This is a genomic window from Aeromonas sp. HMWF015, from assembly GCF_963878965.1.
GTDB lineage: Bacteria > Pseudomonadota > Gammaproteobacteria > Enterobacterales > Aeromonadaceae > Aeromonas > Aeromonas veronii.
The window spans coordinates 1,127-2,851 of sequence record NZ_CAWNZT010000177.1; the positions used below are offsets into that span (position 1 = coordinate 1,127).

Annotated in this window: 1 protein-coding gene and 1 pseudogene; both read left to right on the forward strand. The window is 61.8% G+C overall.

From position 1 onward, the window contains the following. Window positions 1–1,068: pseudogene (gene asp, locus AACS18_RS09145) on the forward strand (serine protease Asp); the annotation flags it as partial. An 18-nt stretch (window positions 1,069–1,086) separates the two neighbouring features. Further along, window positions 1,087–1,545 (forward strand): serine protease chaperone, encoded by a 459-nt coding sequence (locus AACS18_RS09150; protein WP_108614168.1) that lies wholly within the window; start codon window positions 1,087–1,089, stop codon window positions 1,543–1,545. Window positions 1,546–1,725: the final 180 nt, after the last annotated feature.

Genomic DNA, 1,725 nt, shown 5'->3' on the forward strand with positions numbered 1-1,725 from the left:
CTCGATCCCTCCAACAGCAACTTCTGGAACCTGGTGGTAAGCGCGCTCAACGCCGATGGCGTCAGATCCTCCTACTCCAGCGTCGGCAGCAACATCTTCCTGAGCGCGACCGGCGGCGAGTACGGTACCGACGCTCCGGCGATGGTGACCACGGATCTGCCCGGCTGCGACATGGGTTACAACCGCACCGACGATCCCAGCACCAACCGGCTGCACGGCAACCCGCAACTGGATGCCAGCTGCGACTACAACGGCGTGATGAACGGCACCTCCTCCGCCACCCCCAGCACCTCCGGCGCTATGGCGCTGCTGATGTCCGCCTACCCGGATCTGTCGGTGCGGGACCTGCGGGATCTGCTGGCGCGCAGCGCAACCCGGGTCGATGCCACACAGAAACCTGTGATGGTCAGCTACACCAGCAGCACCGGCAAGGTGCGTGATGTGAAAGGGCTGGAAGGGTGGGAGCGCAATGCCGCCGGCATGTGGTTCAGCCCGACTTACGGTTTTGGTCTGATCGACGTCAACAAGGCCCTTGAGCTGGCAGCCAATCACCAGCCCCTGCCCCCGCTGGTGCAACTGCCATGGCAGAAGATCAATGTCAGCGGCAGTGCCGCCGCCATTGCGGATGTGGGCAACAGCCCGACCAGCTCGACAACCCGCATTGCCACACCATTGACGGTAGAAGCGGTTCAGGTGATGGTGAGTCTGGATCATCAGCGCCTGCCCGATCTGCTAATCGAACTGGTCTCCCCCGCCGGCACCCGCAGCATCCTGCTGAGCCCCTTCAACAGCCTGGTCGGCCAATCTCTCGACCAGCAGCAGCTGGGCTTTGTACGAACCAAGGGATTGCGCGACATGCGGATGCTATCCAACAAGTTCTACGGCGAATCGGCGCAAGGTACATGGCGACTGGAAGTAACCGACGTTGCCAACGGTACCCGTCAGGTCTCTCTGCTCAATCGCGAGACCCGTGAGCGTACCACCCTGACCGAGCGCAACAATCGCCAACCGGGCAAGCTGATCTCATGGTCCCTGCGGGTCCTGGGTCACGATGCCAACCGCAGCTAACACGCTAGGAGTATTACCATGAACAAACCTGTTACCTTGCTTCTGGCAACCCTGCTGGCCCCCCTCTCGGGACAGCTCTGCGCCCAGGAGTCCATCACCATGGATGGCAAGCAGTACAGCACCATAGAGGTGAACGGCCAGACCTACCTCATTCCTGACAATGGCAGCAAGAAGCGGGTCGCCCGCAGCCTTGACAGCAAGGTCCCGCAACAGACCCTGCGCCGCGGTGACGTGTTGATGCAAGGGGCCGCCAGCCCCGAACTCACCGTCAGTGGCACCCTGCTAGTGGAAGCTGACGATGCCAGCGCCAAGGCGCTGGCGACTCGCCACGGCCTGAACTTCAAGCAGAGCAGCGGTGGTATCGCCCTGCTGGAGGCCAAATCGGGCACCGATCTCAATGCCATCGCCACCAAGCTCAAGAGCGAAGGGGTGAATGCGCAGATCGAGCTGTCGGGGGCCGAACAGCAGCCGAAATAGGTCGCGACACGCAGATAACAAAGGGGGCCATTATGGCCCCCTTTCTGTACTGCTCATTTTGACAGTGGCTTACTTGGCACCATGCTGCTCCGCCAGATAGAGCCAGGTATCGACCACGGTATCGGGGTTTAGCGACACCGAGTCGATCCCCTGCTCCACCAGCCAGGCGGCGAAGTCCGG